This window comes from Hydrophilobacter chitinilyticus, from assembly GCF_049860745.1.
Lineage (GTDB): Bacteria > Pseudomonadota > Gammaproteobacteria > Burkholderiales > Burkholderiaceae_C > Rhodoferax_B.
In genome coordinates, this window is sequence record NZ_CP187561.1 from 800,144 (window position 1) to 815,885 (window position 15,742).

The 15,742-nt window shown below is 62.9% G+C and carries 16 protein-coding genes; 6 read left to right on the top strand and 10 right to left on the bottom strand.

The window, feature by feature from the left end; translation table 11 throughout:
- Positions 1-2 precede the first annotated feature (2 nt).
- From ACPWMG_RS03820 to ACPWMG_RS03860, 9 genes are all read right to left on the bottom strand, one after another.
- Positions 3-482, bottom strand: a complete 480-nt coding sequence (locus tag ACPWMG_RS03820; protein ID WP_483303333.1) for a RidA family protein — start codon at positions 480-482, stop codon at positions 3-5.
- Positions 479-1,843 carry an FAD-binding oxidoreductase gene (locus ACPWMG_RS03825; RefSeq protein WP_483303334.1) on the bottom strand — a complete coding sequence of 455 codons (1,365 nt, stop codon included), beginning with the start codon at positions 1,841-1,843 and terminating at the stop codon, positions 479-481. Before ACPWMG_RS03825 ends, ACPWMG_RS03820 begins: the two co-directional genes overlap by 4 nt.
- An 11-nt stretch (positions 1,844-1,854) precedes the next feature.
- Entirely contained in the window at positions 1,855-2,676 is an 822-nt protein-coding gene (locus ACPWMG_RS03830; RefSeq protein WP_483303335.1) for an ABC transporter permease, read from the bottom strand.
- Positions 2,673-3,521, bottom strand: coding sequence for an ABC transporter ATP-binding protein (locus tag ACPWMG_RS03835; RefSeq protein WP_483303336.1), 849 nt, complete (start codon positions 3,519-3,521; stop codon positions 2,673-2,675). Before ACPWMG_RS03835 ends, ACPWMG_RS03830 begins: the two co-directional genes overlap by 4 nt.
- A gap of 92 nt (positions 3,522-3,613) precedes the next feature.
- On the bottom strand, positions 3,614-4,615 hold the full coding sequence (locus ACPWMG_RS03840; RefSeq protein WP_483303337.1) for an ABC transporter substrate-binding protein: 1,002 nt from the start codon (positions 4,613-4,615) through the stop codon (positions 3,614-3,616).
- 87 nt (positions 4,616-4,702) lie between these two features.
- Positions 4,703-5,587: a creatininase family protein gene (locus ACPWMG_RS03845; RefSeq protein ID WP_483303338.1), complete on the bottom strand. Its 885-nt coding sequence runs from the start codon at positions 5,585-5,587 to the stop codon at positions 4,703-4,705.
- An 18-nt stretch (positions 5,588-5,605) separates the two neighbouring features.
- Positions 5,606-6,895 (bottom strand): amidohydrolase family protein, encoded by a 1,290-nt coding sequence (locus ACPWMG_RS03850; RefSeq protein WP_483305170.1) that lies wholly within the window; start codon positions 6,893-6,895, stop codon positions 5,606-5,608.
- Between the two features lie 2 nt (positions 6,896-6,897).
- Positions 6,898-7,488: an NAD(P)H-dependent oxidoreductase gene (locus ACPWMG_RS03855; RefSeq protein WP_483303339.1), complete on the bottom strand. Its 591-nt coding sequence runs from the start codon at positions 7,486-7,488 to the stop codon at positions 6,898-6,900.
- A gap of 143 nt (positions 7,489-7,631) precedes the next feature.
- On the bottom strand, positions 7,632-8,267 hold the full coding sequence (locus ACPWMG_RS03860; protein WP_483305171.1) for a TetR family transcriptional regulator C-terminal domain-containing protein: 636 nt from the start codon (positions 8,265-8,267) through the stop codon (positions 7,632-7,634).
- Between the two features lie 247 nt (positions 8,268-8,514).
- Here ACPWMG_RS03860 and ACPWMG_RS03865 point away from each other — a divergent pair, with 247 nt between their 5' ends.
- Positions 8,515-9,585 carry an asparaginase gene (locus ACPWMG_RS03865; protein ID WP_483303340.1) on the top strand — a complete coding sequence of 357 codons (1,071 nt, stop codon included), beginning with the start codon at positions 8,515-8,517 and terminating at the stop codon, positions 9,583-9,585.
- Positions 9,586-9,638: 53 nt separating this feature from the next.
- Here the strand turns inward: ACPWMG_RS03865 and ACPWMG_RS03870 are convergent, their stop codons facing one another.
- Positions 9,639-9,923 (bottom strand): hypothetical protein, encoded by a 285-nt coding sequence (locus ACPWMG_RS03870; RefSeq protein ID WP_483303341.1) that lies wholly within the window; start codon positions 9,921-9,923, stop codon positions 9,639-9,641.
- Between the two features lie 294 nt (positions 9,924-10,217).
- On the opposite strand from ACPWMG_RS03870, the gene glyQ reads away from it, so the two are divergent.
- The 5 genes from glyQ to ACPWMG_RS03895 all read left to right on the top strand — a co-directional run bounded on the left by glyQ (position 10,218) and on the right by ACPWMG_RS03895 (position 15,728).
- Complete coding sequence (gene glyQ, locus ACPWMG_RS03875; protein WP_483303342.1) at positions 10,218-11,123, top strand: glycine--tRNA ligase subunit alpha; 906 nt, start codon at positions 10,218-10,220, stop codon at positions 11,121-11,123.
- A 23-nt stretch (positions 11,124-11,146) separates the two neighbouring features.
- The gene (gene glyS, locus ACPWMG_RS03880) at positions 11,147-13,291 is read left to right on the top strand and encodes a glycine--tRNA ligase subunit beta (RefSeq protein WP_483305172.1); all 2,145 of its coding nucleotides are present in this window, start codon (positions 11,147-11,149) and stop codon (positions 13,289-13,291) included.
- Positions 13,292-13,319: 28 nt separating this feature from the next.
- Positions 13,320-13,886 carry a D-glycero-beta-D-manno-heptose 1,7-bisphosphate 7-phosphatase gene (gene gmhB / locus ACPWMG_RS03885; protein ID WP_483303343.1) on the top strand — a complete coding sequence of 189 codons (567 nt, stop codon included), beginning with the start codon at positions 13,320-13,322 and terminating at the stop codon, positions 13,884-13,886.
- Positions 13,887-14,006: 120 nt separating this feature from the next.
- Positions 14,007-14,747 (top strand): lysophospholipid acyltransferase family protein, encoded by a 741-nt coding sequence (locus tag ACPWMG_RS03890; protein ID WP_483303344.1) that lies wholly within the window; start codon positions 14,007-14,009, stop codon positions 14,745-14,747.
- A gap of 15 nt (positions 14,748-14,762) precedes the next feature.
- A complete protein-coding gene (locus ACPWMG_RS03895; RefSeq protein WP_483303345.1) occupies positions 14,763-15,728 on the top strand; it encodes a M48 family metallopeptidase in 966 nt (321 codons plus the stop codon).
- Positions 15,729-15,742 lie beyond the last annotated feature (14 nt).

The window sequence follows — 15,742 nt, forward strand, 5'->3', positions numbered from 1 at the left end:
GGTCAGCGGGGCAACGGCAGGTAGGCCGTGGCCTCTACCTCCACCAACAAGGCGTCGCCCGGCAAGAAGCGCGACACCTCCACCACCGTGCTGACGGGCGGCTCGCCGGGGTAGAACAAGCCACGCACGCGGTTGTAGGGCGCATAGTGGCGCAGGTCGCGGAAGTACTGCACCAGCTTCACCACGTCGGCCATGGTGCCGCCATGCTCGGTGGCGAGTTGGCGAATGCGTTCCAGCACAAACCAGCTTTGCGCCACGATGGGCGCCTCAAACACGTCGACCGACATTTGGCCGGTGGCATAGCCTAGCGGCCGCAACGCAGCGCGGGCCGCTTCAGGAATGTCTTCGTACGCGGCAACGGCCATTTTGCGGGCCGGGTCTACCGCCACCACGCCGCTCATGAACACGAAGTCGCCGACGCGTTTGGCGGCTGCGTAGTTCGCCATCGGCGCGCCCATCGTCGTGGATGGTTTGTCGATCATGCCGCAGCTCCCACTGGCCAGTCGCGCAGCTTGCCGGGGTTGAGCAGGCTGTGCGGATCGAAGCGCCGCTTCATTGCCACAACTTCGGGCGGCAGTGCACCACCGGCTTTGCCGTCTTCCACAATGAAGGTGTGCGGATTGTTGATACGCACGCCGCGCTCGCGGTGCATCTGGATGATTTCGTTCAGGCGCTCTTCGGTGGTGAAGCGCACCAGTTGCAAGGCGCTGCAGTTGATCAGCCCGTCCATGCCGCGCAAAAACTCGGCGTGCATCATCACCTCACCAGCGAAGAGCTTTTCCATCGCCTGGATCTGCTGCACATGCTGGCCGGGCGTGAAGCTGCTCTGCAGGTAGGTCAGTGTTTTGTCGATGCGCAGGGCATGCAGCGTGGTGTGGTTCCAGGTGAATTCGACCAAGGTGCGGTTGCTCTTGGCCACCTCTTCTGCGGTGCGGCGGTAAGTGACGGTGCCACCAAACGCGGCTACCAAATCGAGCATGGCCGGTTCCGCGCATTCCTCTACCAGCGACAACACCGCGTGGCAGCCTTGCGGTAGATATTCGGCCAGTTGGCCCAGATGGTCGGGCACGGGGCTGCCAAAGAAGGCTACTTCGCGCTTGCTGATGCCGGGTGCGCGGGCCAGCGCATCGGCAAAGTTCAACCCGGCATCGAAGCTGGTGAAGGTGACCAAGGTCTCCAGCCAGGGGCGTGCGGGGGCGAGCGCAATCTCCAGTTCCAGCACCAGGCCGTTGGTGCCCCACAAGTGGTGCATGCGCAAGGCTTCGGCGCCGCGCAGTTCGATGATTTGCGGCTCGGCTTCTATCGTCATGGCGCGGATGCCGAGCACGTTGCCCGGCGCCGCCAGCGGGCCGTAGTTGATGGAGCCCACACCGCCAAACCCGCCGCCAAACAAACCGCCGAGCGTGGCGCTGCGGTAGGTCGATGGAATGCTGCGCAGCTCAAAACCTTCGGGCCGGGTTTGCTTCTCGATGTCGCCCAGCCGAATGCCGGCTTGCGCGCGCGCCACGCCGTCGCGCACCCACAGCAGTTGGTTGTAGCCCGTCATGTCCAGCACCACGCCGCCGGCCAGCGGTGTGGTTTGGCCGTAGTTGCCGGTGCCGCTGCCGCGGATGGTGATGGGGATTTTGCGTTGGGCGCAGGCGCTCACCAGTGCGCGAATTTCATCTTCGGTGCGCGGGCGCACCACCAGGTCGGCGCGTTTGTCTTCGAGCTGGCGCTTGAGCACCGGGCTGAACCAGGCAAAGTCTTGCGAGAGCCGGGCCACGCGGCCGGGGTCGGTGATCCAGTCCAGCTCGGGCAGTTCGAGCTGCAGTTGTTCAAAAGCGGATGCGGGAGCATTCATAGGGCACCTCGTTAATCTTGAGAAAGTTCGCTGGCATGCCAGGAGCCCAGCGCCAGTTTCGACAGCCAGGCCATCAGCACGAACAGCGCCACGCCGGTGAGCGAGATCAGCAGCAGCGCGGCAAACATGCGCGGGATGTTGAGTTGAAAGCCGGCCTGCAAAATTTGGTACGCCAGGCCCGCGCCAGAGCCGCCGGTGCCAGCCACAAACTCGGCCACCACCGCGCCAATCAGCGCCAGGCCGCTGGAGATGCGCAGCCCGCCAAAGAAGTACGGCAACGCACTGGGGATGCGCAGGCGCACCAGTTGTTGCCAGCGCGTGGCGCGGTTGAGCTTGAAGTAGCTCTGCAGGTCGGGGTCGATGCTGCGCAGGCCCAACGTGGTGTTGGCGATGATGGGGAACAGCGCCACCAGCGCAGCGCACACCGTCATCGCGGCCACGGGGTCTTTCACCCAGATGATGATGAGCGGCGCCACCGCGACGATGGGCGTCACCTGCAGCAACACAGCGTAGGGGAACAGCGCGGTCTCGATGCGTTTGCTCTGCACAAACAAGAACGAGATCAACACCCCCGCCACCGTGGCCAGCACGAACGAGAACACGGTGATCTTGAGTGTGACCAGCAACGCGTTGCCCAGCGGCACCCAGTCTTTGATGAGGGTTTCCATCATCAAGTAAGGCGAGGGCACCAGGTAGGGCGGCAGTTCCATGAGGGTGACCATGGCTTGCCACAGCGTGACCAGCACCACGCCTACCAATAGGGGCGACACCACGCGTTGCACCGCAGGCCGGCGCAGCAGCGGTACGCGAACAGAAGGTGGGTTTGTGCTCATGGCGCAAGCTCCTCATCGTGTGTGCCGCTGGCGCGCAGCAGGCTGTCTTGCAACTGTTTGGCGTAGCGGCTGAACTGTGGCGACACCATGAAGTCGGCGCTTCGAGGGTAGGGCTCGTCGATCTGGAATTGCTCCACCACGCGGCCGGGGCGCGCGGCCATCATGATCACCCGGCTGGATAAAAACACCGCCTCGTGGATGGAGTGTGTGACGAAGATCACCGTGAGCTTTTTCTTGCGCCACAGGTCGAGCAAATCGGCATCCAGCTTGTGGCGTGTGATTTCGTCCAGCGCGCCAAAGGGTTCGTCCATCAGCAGCAGGTCGGGCTGCGTGACCAAGCCGCGTGCGATGGAGACACGCATCTGCATGCCACCCGACAAAGCGCGTGGCAGGGCGTCGGCAAATTTGCTCAGACCCACCAGGGCCAACGCTTCGGTCACACGCGCATCGGCCTCTTTGCGCGGCACGCCGGCCAGGTCTAGTGGCAGGCGCACGTTGGTCTGCACACTGGCCCACGGCATCAACGTGGGGGCCTGGAAAACGAAGGCCATCTTGCGGCCGCTCTCGTCCACTTGCTGCACCGGTTTGCGCCAGACCAGCAGGCGCCCATCGCTGGGCTCCAGCATGCCGGCTACCATTTTCAGCAGCGTGCTTTTGCCGCAGCCCGAGGGGCCGAGCAAGGTGATGAATTCGCCTTCGGCAATCGTCAGGTCGACGGGCAACAGCGCCTGGGTGCCGTTGGGGTAGGTCTTCTCGGCGGAGAGGATTTCCACCGCTGGCGTGGCGTGGGCCGTAGCGACCTGTGAAGGTGGCGGTGCAAGGGTAACGGGGTCGACGCGGTTCATTCAGAAGCCTTTCGAGGGGGCCGTGCCTTGGACGCTTCTTCTGAAGGCTCCAAATGCCGGCCCCTGTGTTTCAGGGCAAAGCGATGCTCGTTTTAGGGCAGAACCTTGAGGTCTTTCACGAACTCGGTCGTGTAGGTCTTGGCAAGTTCTACTTTCGAGGCGTCGATCAGTTTGGCTGCCACCAAGAAGTCGTAGCTGGCCTTGGCGCGCGCATCGGTCATCACGCCAATGCCTTGTGTGGCGGCGTCGCCGCCGGTGATCATGCCCATCTCTTTCAGCTTGGCCACGCTGTAGGCCAACTGGTCGTCGGTCATGTTGGGGTTGTCTTTTTTGATCAGGGCGTTGGCTGGCGCTGGGTTGGCCAGGTAGCTCTTCCAGCCTTCGGCCGAGGCCTTCACAAACGCGGCGATTTGTTTGCTGCGCTCTTTGACGGTCTTGTCCATACACGACACGGTGGTGGCGTAGGCGGGGAAGCCGTGGTCGCTGAACATCAACACGTTGGTCTTTACACCGGCCTTCTGGATGGCGTAGGGTTCAGAGGTCAGGTAGCCTTGTTGGGCGGCGTTTTTGTCGGCCACAAACGGCTGGATGTTGAAGGTGTAGGGGCGGGTTTGCTCGTCGGTGAAACCAAATTTGGTCTTGAGCCAAGGCCAGTAGCCGCGTTGTGCCTGGGCGCCAATCAACAGCGTTTTGCCCTTCAGGTCTTCGAACTTCTTCACGTCTTCGTGGGCGATCAACACCTGCGGGTCTTTCTGGAAATAAGCCGCCACGTTGACCACCGGCACGCCGCCTTCGCGCACCTGGATCATCTGGATGTCGCTCGAGCCCATGATGCAGTCGGCCTGGCCGGCGGCCATCATTTGTGTGATGTTGACTTGCGGGCCACCCATCTTGATCGTCACGTCCAGGCCGTACTTCTTGTACGTGCCTTCGGCTAGCGCCTGGTAGAAGCCACCGTGCTCGGCCTGCGCGTACCAGTTGGTCATGTAGGTGAACTTGTCTTGCGCTTGGGCCGGCATCGCTGCGAGAGCGAAGGCCGTGGCGCCGGCGAGGGCCGCGAGGGAGCGGAGACGAAACGCGATGTGCTTGCGCATGATGTGAACCTCTCGAAGTGCTAGTGGGGAAGTAACGAAGTTAGGAAGGAACGGAGAACTGGGACGCGGTGCTGCACCAAGCAAGGCTTAGGCCGCAGCCGCCGTAGCGGCGGTAAGCCCTGCCGTGGTTTGGATGAAACCGGTCTCATGCGCGCGGCCCCAGGTGGGCTTGTCGCGCACCACCCAACGCAGGGCGTGGAGTTCGGTCAGCGCTTGCACCCAGCTGTCAGACAATGTGTCGAGAATCTCGTCGCCCTGCGCGCGCGTGGCGCTGGTCGGGTCGCCAATCACGCCGCTGGGCCCGAAGTCGCGGGCTGTCCAGGCGCAGGCGGGGCGGCCGTCTTGCGACAGCAGCTTGATGGGGAAGGGCGGCGGGAAATTGGCGGCCGCACGTTCCATGTGCACGGTATCGGGGGCCAGGGCCAGCATCAAGGCGGTTTCGGAATGGCCGGCGTGCATCGACAGGCGCTTTTCTTGGTCGCTGATTTGTTTGCTCGACGCATTGGGCAGGCGCGACACGCCGTGCGGCACCACCACAAAGTCGCCGTGGCGCAAGCGCAGTTCACGCGCGGCCATCTCCAGCACCTGCGGCTGGCCGCCGTGGCCGTTGGCAAACAGCAGCTTGCGAAAACCCGAGCGGTAGACCGACTCGCCAATTTCAATGATGGTGGCGAGCAGTGTGGTGCCCGTGAGCGTCATGGTGCCGGGGAAGTGCAGGTGTTCTTCGCTCTTGCCGTAGGTGATGGTGGGCAGCGCGAAGGCGCGTACTTCGGCGGGCAGCTTCTCCAGCGCCTTGCCCATCACGCCGGAGGCGATCACGCTGTCGACCGAGCACGGCAGGTGCGGGCCGTGTTGTTCAATCGCGCCGCAGGGCAGCACGATGACGGTGTTCTCGCGGTCGGGCAGGGCGTCGATTTCGGTCCAGCTCAGGTAGGGCAGGAAGCGGTGTGGGGGGATGTAGCCGTGGAGCATGGGAGAGTCCTTGTATGACTAGGCAAAAAATGGGGTGGCGTCGCCGTGGGTCACGGCACCGTCGCGCAGCACCACACGCGTGGCGGTGCGCGAAGGCCAGCCAAAACGGTCGGCCTGGGTGAACAGCACCAGATCGGCCTTGGCGCCGACCAGCGTGGGGGTTGTGGTGGCGCTGGTGGCTGGCGCGCGTTGCAGCCAATCGCTGCGGCACAGGGTTTGCGACCACGCATCAAACGGCTCGTCGAGCTGCGCCACCAGCGCGGCGGTGCCGAGTGCTTCCACGGGGTCGAAGCTGCCTAGGCGGCAGAACGGGTCTTGCACGTTGTCGCTGGCGAACAGCAGCGGAATGCCGCGTGCTCGGATTTCTTTCACCAGCGTGATGCCGCGTTGGCGCGGCGTGCGGCCGGTCACGGCGTCTTGCAGCAGCAGGTTGGTGGCGGGCAGCGACACCACGGTGATGGGCGCGCGTGCCACCGCGTCGAGCGTGGCCAGCGCCTGCGCTTCGGGCTGGGCCGCGAGCGCACAAATGTGGCCACAGACCACGCGGCCTTCAAAGCCGATTTCGCGCAAGATGCGCGCGGTGGTCTGCAGGCCGACAGCAGCGGGTTGGAGTTCTTCGTCCACATGCAGGTCGACGTCCAGGTCGTGCGCCTGGGCGGCCAGCAGCAGGTTGCGCAGCGCGTTTTCGCTCCAGTTGGTGGAGTGCACAAAGCCGCCCAGCAAAGCATGCGGGCCGGTGGCTTTGACTACTTTGGCCAGGCGCATGGCTTGGGCTGCGTCTTCAAACAGCGGCAGCTTGATGAGGCTCACCTGTTCAAGCCGCACTTTGCCGGCCCACTCTTGCGCCAACTCGGCCATCACCGGCCAGGCCATGGGCACCGATTCGGGCTCCCACCAGTCCACATGGGTGCGCACGTGGGTGGTGCCGCAGGCCCAGGCCCACTGCAGGCCCCGGGTGGCACGCTCGCGCACGTCGGCAGGTGTCCAGTGCACACGGTCGGCCAGCATGGCGTCGATGGCACCGAGCAGACCCGGCTGTACCTGCTGCATGCGCGGCAGGGTGAAGGCTTTGTCGAGGTGGGTGTGGGCGTCAACAAAGCCGGGCAAGACCATGGTGCCGGCCAAGTTCCAGTTCTCCCGGCTTTGGGGCGTGGGCTGCGCTTCGGTAGAGGCGGGGCGCACCGCATGCACGCGCCCGGCTTCGATGCCGATGCACGCAAGCATGGGCACACCGTCGCGTTGCGGCCAGTCGGTGGGCAGCAGCCAGCGGGGCAGCCGGGCGTTGTCGAGCAAGCTGGGGGCCATGATCGTCATGCTGCGAACCTCGCCATGGCTTGGCCGACCCGTGCCATGAAGCGCTTGAGTTGCGGCTCGGTGGCCACGTTCATGTGGTAGTGGGCGTGGTAGTCCACCTTGGCCCCCTGGCCGGTCAGCCGTTTCATGTACCGCGTGACGATCTTGCGCGGCGGGTCGCCCATGTACCAGGCTACCCAGCGTGGGCGGCCATAGGTGACCACGGCCGAGATGCGCTTGATGTGGGTCAGCATGGGCTTCACGTTCGCCGGGTCGCTGATGTCGAAGGCCACGCCGGGCATGAACAGCCGGTCGAAGTACCCCTTGAGCATGGCCGGTAGGCCGAAGCACCAAGTTGGGAAGCAGAAGACGATGGCCTCGGCCCACATCAGCCGGTCGACGTAGGTCTGCAGCGGCGCACGGTTGCTGGGCACGTCGTGGTAGCCCAGGCGCTCTTCGCGCGACAGCACGGGGTTGAAACCTTCGGCGTAGAGGTCGCAGTCGTCCACCTCGTGCCCGGCCGCGCGCAGGTTGGTTAAGACCTGCTGGTGCAGGGCGGCATGGAAGCTGGTTTCGACCGGATGGCAGTAGACGACAAGCACACGCATGGTATTTGACCGCTTAATCAGAGCAAGTGGTCAGGTTTTATGCAAAGGGCGTGCCAGCGCCTTGAGGCTGGTTTGCACCAGCTTGGCGCGTTGGGTGTTTGAAAGAGGTTTGAGCGCCCCGTATTCGGAGCGTCAGGCCAGGCTTAGGGCTTGATGCCGCAGCCGGAGAGCACGAACTGGATGAGTTCTTTGGCCACCTGTTCGCGGTCTAGGGGCGTTTCGGGGCCGGTGCCCATCATCACGCGCGCTTGCAGGGCGTAGTCGGCGTGGTACTGGGTCATGGCCCAGATGTGCTGCAGCAGCAGGCGCGCGTCCAGCGGGCGCATTTGGCCGCGCGCGATCCAGCCGTTGATGATGTCGATCTTCTTTTGCGTCCAGGCCTGCGAATTCGGCCAATAGCCTTCAAGGTTGCGACCGCCGTCGAGCACTTCGCGCGTGAAGATGCGCGACATCTCAGGCGCATCAAATGCGTGGTCGAGCTTCTTGCGGATGTAGTCGCTGAGCACGGCGGCTGGGTCATTGGTGGCGTGGTCGAACGAGAACACCACCTTCCACGCATGCAGCACCTGCATCAGCAGCTCTTCGTAAAGCTCTTCTTTGCCGGCGATGTAGTAGTGCAGTTGCGGCTTGGTCAGGCCGGCGCGTGCGGCGATGGCCTGGGTGGATGTGCCTTTGAGTCCGTGCAGGCTGAACTCTTCAATCGCCGCCGCGCGGATCGCCGCCATGATGCGCTCGCGCCCCGGGCGCGCCCGAGACAGCGGGCCGTCGGGCTGGGGCATTTCCTGGAGGGCGGCGGGGGACGGGTAACTGTGTTCCACGATGGGGGCTAGACGGGCGGCTGTGCGGAGTGCGGGTAGGGAATGGTAGCGCCTTCGCGCAAACACCCCACGGTATTGCATCCCACGCATGAGTGGATGCCACATCAGCATGCAGACAGTTACAGCATGGCACGTGTTTTGTATCCAAATAGAGGCCCCGGTTTTCTTTTTCTTTGTTTGTTCAACAACCCTTAAAAGGATGCTTTCTATGTACAGCTCTTCCCGTTTGCGTGGGTTCGCCGCCGCTGCAGCGCTTTTGGCCGCCACCGCCATCGTGCATGCCCAAACCGCCTTGCCCAATGTGGTGATCCTCGCCACCGGCGGCACCATTGCCGGCGCTGGCGCCTCGGCCATCAACAGCGCTACCTATGCAGCCGCCAAGGTGGGCGTGGACAAGCTGATTGCGGGCTTGCCTGAACTCTCCAAAATCGCCAACGTGCGTGGCGAACAGGTGTTCCAGGTCGCCTCTGAAAGCCTGACCAACGACAACCTGCTGACCCTGGCCAAGCGTGTTTCGGCCCTGGCCAAGCAGCCCGATGTGGACGGCATCGTCATCACCCACGGCACCGACACGGTGGAAGAAACCGCCTATTTCCTGACGCTGACCGTGCACACGAACAAACCCATCGTGATGGTGGCTTCGATGCGACCCGGCACGGCCTTGTCGGCCGACGGCGCGCTGAACCTGTTTGATGCGGTAAGCGTTGCGGGCAGCAAAGACGCCATGGGTAAGGGCGTGTTGTTGACCATGAACGACAGCATTGAAAGCGGTCGTGACGTCAGCAAGAACGTCAACATCAAACCCAGTGCTTTCACCAGCCAATGGGGCTCGCTGGGCATGGTGGTGGAAGGCCGTAACTACTGGTTCCGCGCGCCGGTGAAGCGCCACACCATGAACTCCGAGTTCGACATCGACACCATCAACGCACTGCCCAACGTGGAAATCGCCATGGGCTACGAAGGCGTGTCTTCCACCGCCATCGACGCGCTGGGTAAAAGCGGCATCAAGGCGCTGGTCCACGCCGGCCCGGGCAATGGCTCGGTGGCCGACCGTATCGTGCCCAGCCTTCAAAAGGTGCGCGCCGACGGCGTTGTGGTGATCCGTTCTTCGCGTGTGCCAGATGGTTTTGTGATCCGCAACGCCGAGCAGCCTGACGACAAATACGACTGGGTGGTGGCGCACGACCTGCGCCCACAAAAGGCCCGCATCTTGGCCATGGTGGCCATGACCAAGACCAGCGACACCAAAGAACTGCAACGCATCTTCTGGGAATATTGATCTAGCCGCGCCGCTAACGGCGCGTGATCAGCCCCGCTCAAAAACCTGGCGTGTCAGTCGATGCGCCAGGTTTTTCTTCTTTCCACGCGGCGCGTGGATTTGGACTCTTGGCCGTTCTCGCTGTTGTCTCCGCCCGGGATGCCGGGTTGTGGTGTGGGCAGGCGACCTTCGCGCCAGTCTCGGGCCAATTGGCGTGCAGCGCGGCCCGCAGCACGGCGGCGCTCGCGGCGCCGTTTGGCATACAGCCACCAAGCCAAAGCGCCGCCCATCACGGCGAGCAGGGCGAACCAGCAGAGCGCGATCACAAACGTCCAAAATACGTGTAGTTGGTCTTCCATGGGGTAAAAAACGGATCCGGTGAGGGGCTGCGGGCGGCTGTGGCCGGCAGCGGGCGCGAAGTCGCGCGGTTTGTTTCATTATGAAACATTTGACCAACCACCTCGTCTGTGGGGTAACCCTATAGGTAACTTTGACTGTGAAAAAAGTCACAGCTGCAAGCGGACTTAGCCTCAGCGCGAGTCGCCCGTAAAATGTTTGTTTACCCCGGACGCCACGCGCCGTGGAGCCACAGGCTTCACGGTGTTGCTTCCGTTTTCTGCGGCAACGCAGTTGCACCCACTTGCCAGACCTTCATGTTGACATTCCAGCAAATCATTCTGAAATTGCAGTCCTATTGGGCTGACCAGGGTTGCGCGCTTTTGCAGCCTTATGACATGGAGGTCGGCGCCGGTACATCGCATACAGCTACATTTTTGAGAGCGATTGGCCCAGAACCGTGGAAAGCCGCTTATGTGCAGCCCAGCCGCCGCCCGAAAGACGGCCGCTACGGCGAGAACCCCAACCGCTTGCAGCACTACTACCAATACCAGGTGGTGCTCAAGCCCGCGCCGGCCAACATCCTGGAGCTGTACCTCGGCTCGCTCGAAGCGCTGGGTTTTGACTTGAAGAAAAACGACATTCGTTTCGTGGAAGACGATTGGGAAAACCCAACCCTGGGCGCCTGGGGCCTGGGCTGGGAAGTCTGGCTCAACGGTATGGAAGTCACGCAGTTCACCTACTTCCAGCAGGTCGGCGGTATCGACTGTAAGCCGGCCACCGGCGAAATCACCTACGGCCTGGAGCGCCTGGCCATGTACCTGCAGGGCGTAGACAACGTCTACAACCTGAAGTGGACCGAAGGCTTGAGCTATGGCGACGTCTACAAGCAAAACGAAGTCGAACAATCGACCTACAACTTCGAGCACAGCGACGCTGACTTTCTGTTCACCGCCTTCAACGCGCACGAAAAACAAGCCAAGCACCTGATGGAACAACAACTGGCGCTGCCCGCCTACGAGCAGGTGCTCAAGGCCGCACACAGCTTCAACCTGCTGGACGCACGCGGCGCCATCAGCGTGACCGAACGCGCCGCCTACATCGGCCGCATTCGCAACCTCGCCCGCAGCGTGGCGCAAAGTTATTACGAGAGCCGCGAGCGCCTGGGTTTCCCGATGGCACCGCGCGAATGGGTAGAACAGATGAGCAAGAAGGCCGCTTGAGCAGGACCATGACGACTATGAGTATTTCCACCCAAAACCTGCTGGTTGAACTGTTTGTTGAAGAGCTGCCACCTAAGGCGCTGAATAAGCTCGGCAACGCTTTTGCCAGCGTGCTGTTCGACCAACTCGCCGCCCAAGGCCTCACCGCTGCTGGCGCCAAGCTCACCGCTTACGCTTCGCCACGCCGCTTGGCTGCGCACATCACGCAAGTCGCTGCGCGCGCCGAAGACAAAGCCGTATCGCAAAAACTCATGCCCGTAAGCGTGGGCCTGGATGCGGCTGGCAACGCCACGCCCGCATTGCTCAAACGCCTGGGCGCACTCGGTGCCGGCCCTGAAGCCGTTGCCGGTTTGAAGCGCGCCGTCGACGGCAAGGCCGAAGCCCTGTTTTACGACAGCATGGTGGCTGGCGCCGCGCTGGCCGATGGCCTGCAAAAAGCCTTGGCTGAAGCCATCGCCAAGCTGCCGATTCCCAAGGTCATGTCTTACCAGTTGGAAACCGGCTGCGAGCTGCCAGGCTGGACCAGCGTGAGCTTTGTGCGCCCTGCTCACGGCCTGGTGGCTTTGTACGGCAATGATGTGGTGCCCGGCGTGACCGCCCTGGGCTTGACCGCCGGCCGCGACACCCACGGTCACCGTTTCGAAGCGCGCGTCGACCCCGTGGTGCTGGCAAACGCCGACAGCTACGCCACGCAACTGCGCGAAGAAGGCGCCGTGATCGCCAGCTTTGCCGAGCGCAAGGCCGAGATCGCACGCCAGTTGGCTGCCGCTGCGGCCAAGGTCGGCGGTGGTGTCAAACCGATTGAAGACGACGCGCTGCTCGACGAAGTGACCGCCCTGGTCGAGCGCCCGAACGTGTTGACCTGCGCCTTCGAGACCGAGTTTCTGGCCGTGCCGCAAGAGTGCCTGATCCTCACCATGAAGGCCAACCAAAAGTACTTCCCGCTGCTGGACGCGCAAGGCAAACTCACACACCAATTCTTGGTGGTCAGCAACATCGCCCCGGCCGATGCCAGCGCTGTGACCGGCGGCAACGAACGTGTGGTGCGCCCACGCCTGGCTGACGCCAAATTCTTCTTCGACCAAGACCGCAAAAAGACCTTGGCCTCGCGTGTCGAAGGCCTGGGTAAAGTGGTCTATCACAACAAGCTTGGCACCCAAGGTGAACGTGTGCAGCGCGTGCGCGCCATTGCCGCCGCCATTGCGCAGCAACTGAAGTTTGACGCCACCCAACTGCAGCAAGTCGACCAGGCCGCACAACTGGCCAAGACCGACTTGGTGACCGACATGGTGGGCGAGTTCCCCGAACTGCAAGGCACCATGGGCCGCTACTATGCGCTCAACGATGGCCTGCCTGAAGCTGTGGCCGACGCCATTGAAGACCACTACAAACCACGCTTTGCCGGCGACAGCTTGCCGCGCAACCCCGTGGGTGTGGTCACCGCGCTGGCTGACAAGCTGGAAACGCTGATTGGCATGTTCGGCATTGGCAACCTGCCCACCGGCGACAAGGATCCGTTCGCGCTGCGCCGCCATGCCTTGGGCGTGCTGCGCATGTTGACCGAACAGCAACTCGCGCTTGAGTTGACGCCGCTTGTTGCCGCCGCGTTTGCCGCCTTTGGCGAAAAGCTGAGTGGTGACGTGGCTGCCGCCCAGCAAGCGTTGCTGGCCTTCGTCTACGATCGCTTGGCCGGTTCGCTGCGCGAACAAGGCTACAGCGCGCAAGAGGTCGACGCCGTGCTGGCGCTGCAACCACAACGCCTGGCTGAAGTGCCCAAGCGCCTGGCCGCCGTGCGTGCCTTTGCCGCCTTGCCCGAAGCCGCAGCGCTGGCCGCAGCCAACAAGCGCATCGGCAACATCTTGAAGAAAGCCGGCGACACCGAGGCCGATGCCCACGTGAGCGAACTGCTGTTGCACGAGCCCGCCGAAAAGGCTTTGTTTGCCACCACGCAAACCATCGCCCCACAAGCGCAGGCCTTGTTCGCTGCTGGCGACTACACGGCTTCGCTGCAGGCGCTTGCCGCGCTGCGTGCGCCGGTCGATGCCTTCTTTGATGGTGTGATGGTGAATGCAGAGCAGGCAGACTTGCGCCTCAACCGCCAAGGCTTGCTGAAGGTGCTGCACCAAGCCATGAACCAAGTCGCCGACTTGTCCAAACTCGCGGCATAGTCCTTTGTTCCCCACCCAACGCCCGGCCATGAAATACATCATCCTTGACCGTGATGGCACCATCAACGAAGACAGCGACCAGTTCGTCAAGTCGGCCGATGAATGGATTCCGTTGCCCGGCGCGTTGGAGGCGATTGCGCGCTTGAACCACGCCGGTTGGCATGTGGTGATCGCGTCGAACCAATCGGGTTTGGGACGTGGTTTGTTTGACGTGGCCTCGCTCAATGCCATGCACGCCAAGATGCACCGGCTGTTGTCGGCCGTTGGCGGGCGCATCGACGCGGTGTTTTACTGCCCGCATGCGCCGGGCGATGCGTGCACCTGCCGCAAGCCCTCGCCGGGTTTGTTCGAGCAGATCGGCGAACGCTTTGGTACCGAGCTGGCGGGCGTGCCGACGGCGGGCGACAGTGCGCGCGACCTGCAAGCCGGCGTGGCCGCAGGCTGCGAGCCGCACGTGGTGCTGACCGGCAAGGCCGCACAGTACCGAGGGCGCAGCTTGCCGGCCGAGTTTCCGGTGGGCACCTACATCCACGAGGACTTGTCGGCCTTCGCCAACTTCATCATCGGCCGCGAAGCCGAGGCGCGTGCGGCGTAAGCTTCGTCATTCGCTTCGTTATTCGCGCGTTCACGACTTTTCTGGTTTGCGCTACTATTTGCTACTGAAACGGTAGCTGTTTGCGCGCGTCCTCTTTGCCTCAAGAGCAAAAATAATCTTATGTCTTTTATCCGTTCGGTTTTGCATTTGCTGTGGATGGTCGTGACCGTGGTGCCTTGGGCGCTGATGGTGTTGGTGGCCTCGTTGTTCTTGTCGTCCACCCAGCTGTATTGGCTGTGCGCGCGCTGGCTCAAGCTGGCAGTAGACGGTGGCACGGTCATTCTGGGAATTCAAAACCGCATCACCGGCTTTGAAAATTTGCCGACCGAGACCAAGGCGCCTGCGGTGTTGCTGGTGAAGCACCAGTCCACCTGGGAGACGTTTGTGATGCCGGCCATCATGCCGCACCCCCTGGCCTATGTATTCAAGCGCGAACTGCTGTACGTGCCGTTTTTCGGCTGGGCCATGGGTCGCCTGGACATGATCCACATCGACCGCAGCCAGCGCGCCAAGGCGTTCAACAAAGTGGTCGAACAAGGCCGCCGCCTGCTCAATGAAGGCACTTGGGTCATCATGTTCCCCGAGGGCACGCGCATTCCGCGCGGCGAGGTCGGCCAATACAAGTCGGGCGGCACGCGCCTGGCCATCGAGTGTGGTGCGCCGGTGATTCCGATTGCCGTGACGTCCGGCAAATGCTGGCCACGCAAAGCGTTCTTGAAGAAGCCTGGCATCGTCGACATCTCCATCGGCAAACCCATTCCAAGCGAAGGCCGCAAGGCCGACGAACTCATGCAGGAAGTGCAAGCCTGGATCGAAGCCGAAATGCGCCGCCTGGATCCAGAGGCTTACGAGAAGAAGTAAGCGAAGCCTTCGCCCATGCCCACCAGCAAGCTCAAGCAACTGCTGCAATACACGCTGGATTTGTTCGAGCCGGCGTTGATGCCTGCGCCCGCACCCGAGCCTGCCTCTACGCCGGCGCCGCCCAAGCCTCGGGCGCCACAGCGGCCACGCGTCAGCCGCAACAAAGTCGCCGAGCCTGCAGGCGCGGCAGGCCTGGCCGGCACCAAGCTGGAGCCCGCGCGCTTTCACCACCCGCGTGCCAACCGTTTGGCGCACCTGCCGGGGGCCGAAGTAGGCTTTGAGTTCAAGCGCGCCAAGCGGCGCACCATCGGTTTCTTGGTCGGTGTGGATGGCCTGACCGTGCGCGCGCCCAAGTGGGTGCCATTGGCCGAGGTCGACGCGGCGGTGATGGAAAAGGCCAGTTGGATTCTGCAAAAGCTCGGCGATGCACGGCTGCGTGCCCAACGCCAGGAAGGCGCACGCATCGACTGGCGCGACGGGGCCGAATTGCCCTACCTCGGCACGCGTGTGCAACTGGTGCTCGACCCGACCCAGGCACTGGGCAAAGCTGGCGCGGTGTTAGAGGCCGAGGTGCCTGCCGATGGCACCATACGCAAGTTGTTTGTGGGCCTGCCGCATGATGCCCAGCCCGAGCAGATCCGCGATGTGGTGCAAGCCTGGCTGATGCGCCAAGCCAAAGCCATTTTTCTGGAGCGATTGCAGCACTTTGCGCCGTTGCTGGGCGTGCAGTGGAAGAAACTGAGCTTGTCGAACGCTGGCACCCGCTGGGGCAGTGCCAGCACCAGCGGCGCCATTCGCCTGAACTGGCGCTTGGTGCATTTCTCGATGCCGGTGATCGACTACGTGGTGGCGCACGAGCTGAGCCATCTGCGCGTGATGGACCACAGCCAGCGCTTCTGGGACACCGTGGGCACCGTGATGCCCGACTACGCAGAGCGGCGCGGGTTACTTAAGCAGGTGCCGATCCCAAAGTGGGATTAACCGTTCTGCGGTTT